Raw genomic sequence first — 1,713 nt, forward strand, 5'->3', positions numbered from 1 at the left:
GTAGGTTGCATATACTGATATCAAAATCACGACGTCAAAAAAAGGAGAGATAGAGATGGCAAGAAAAAAACAACCTAAATACAACGTAGGGGACATAGTCGTGATTACGCTATATGGAACCGTTGGGAAAATCACAAATATGAAGGTTTTAGATGGAGTTTATGTATACGAAGTCAATAATCACGATGGATTTTACGTAGAGCAAACATTGCAGCACGTTACAGAGCAGGATATGAAAAAGGGCGATACGGAGTGGATTGAATTAAATTATAATTTCACGTTTGGTGATCTTGTGCAAGTAACTGGATATGATAAAGATGTTTTCCGTATTGTTGGTTTTCGTACAGAAGTATGGAGATATAAGAATGACGCATGGGAAGATACAATTTATGAATTGTCACGGATTACGGATGGTGAATGGTTAGAAGCGGATGAATCAGATTTAACGTTACTTGCGAATGCTCAAACGGCAAATGCAATTTTGAAGAAAATGAAACAAGATAAAGCAGGTATGAATAAATTAGATTTAGGTAAGTTAAAGTCAATTAACAACTCGAAAAAAGTGAGTGTTAAGACGAATCGTCAAGAAATCATTGATGGATTACTTGACATTTATAACGATTATCAATTATTGTTCGATACATTTAAAGATGAAGAATATAAAATTGTAATGGATGTTGTTCATAATTATTTAGTTAAATTGACAGAGAAAAAGTAGTTAACTAGAAAGAGAGAATAAATTGAACAACAACATATGCAGTATAAGGTATGCCTACAACTATTAAAAAAATAAAAAGCCACTTTATAAGAGAGTCTGCCCATTGATCTTCATGCATGAACTCTTCTTTTGTTTGTCCTACTTCATATTGATTTTCCATTATTATTTCCCCCTTTGAATAGCTTGTACTACAATCGTATGCATCTCGTCCAAAGCTTATGACCTATAAAAAAATAAAATCTATTTTTCTAATCTCATATACATAATTTTGAGATTTTTTCATAAAACAGAAATAAAGGAGTGATGCTCATGAAGGAAATTGAAGTCGTGATTGATACGGAAGAGATTGCGGAGTTTTTTTATGAGCAACTAATTGAAAGAGGGTACGTCCCAAAACGAGAAGAAATTGAAGATCTCGCAGATATTACATTTGAGTATTTATTAGAGAAATGTATGATTGATGAAGTTTTTGATGAAGAGGATGAATGAAAGTAACGACGGGCATAACTCGTCGTTTTTTACTCTTTACAAACCTGTCACAAATACAGTCAATAATTATTGGTATAATGAAAAGGAAATTTTACTCAAGAGGTGAAGGAATGTTCAAAAAAATTATTGATTCTTTATTAGGAAAGAAAAAATATCGTTCGTATTCAAGTAGTGATTATCGTCGTAGAGGGCGCTCTTATTCAAGTAGCGATTATAAACGACGTTCATCTGGTTATGGACATCAACATTATAAAAGAAAACGTAAAAGCCGTAGCTTCTTTTCAAGTAGCTGATGAAATGGCGTCGTGTACTAGCTTTATTTGATAGACCACTGCGAAAAAATACAATTGTTGCAGAACGTTATAAAATTGAATCAGTAATTGGAATGGGCAGTTATGGGGTTACATATGTCGTTAATGATTTACAAATAAATAGATATAAAGTCTTAAAACAATTAAGACAAAGTAAACAAAGATATGAGTCTGGTAGAAAATCATTTGAACAAG

4 protein-coding genes and 1 pseudogene are annotated in these 1,713 nt (G+C 32.3%); 4 read left to right on the plus strand and 1 reads right to left on the minus strand.

The window, feature by feature from the left end; genetic code table 11:
* Nucleotides 1–55 precede the first annotated feature (55 nt).
* Nucleotides 56–718, plus strand: coding sequence for a hypothetical protein (locus ACQGS6_RS27925; RefSeq protein ID WP_000101499.1), 663 nt, complete (start codon nt 56–58; stop codon nt 716–718).
* A 4-nt stretch (nt 719–722) separates the two neighbouring features.
* Here ACQGS6_RS27925 and ACQGS6_RS27930 read toward each other — a convergent pair whose 3' ends face one another.
* Entirely contained in the window at nt 723–878 is a 156-nt protein-coding gene (locus tag ACQGS6_RS27930) for a DUF3930 family protein (RefSeq protein WP_000431486.1), read from the minus strand.
* Between the two features lie 149 nt (nt 879–1,027).
* Between ACQGS6_RS27930 and ACQGS6_RS27935 the strand changes: the two genes are divergently transcribed.
* The 3 genes and pseudogenes from ACQGS6_RS27935 to ACQGS6_RS27945 all read left to right on the plus strand — a co-directional run.
* A complete protein-coding gene (locus tag ACQGS6_RS27935) occupies nt 1,028–1,207 on the plus strand; it encodes a YozD family protein (protein ID WP_000658451.1) in 180 nt (59 codons plus the stop codon).
* A 110-nt stretch (nt 1,208–1,317) separates the two neighbouring features.
* Entirely contained in the window at nt 1,318–1,500 is a 183-nt protein-coding gene (locus ACQGS6_RS27940; RefSeq protein ID WP_000473371.1) for a hypothetical protein, read from the plus strand.
* Nucleotides 1,500–1,713: pseudogene (locus ACQGS6_RS27945) on the plus strand (serine/threonine protein kinase); the annotation flags it as partial. The gene ACQGS6_RS27940 and the pseudogene ACQGS6_RS27945, both read left to right, overlap by 1 nt.

Origin of the sequence: Bacillus sp. GMs2/2, assembly GCF_050172095.1 — a bacterium.
GTDB lineage: Bacteria > Bacillota > Bacilli > Bacillales > Bacillaceae_G > Bacillus_A > Bacillus_A cereus.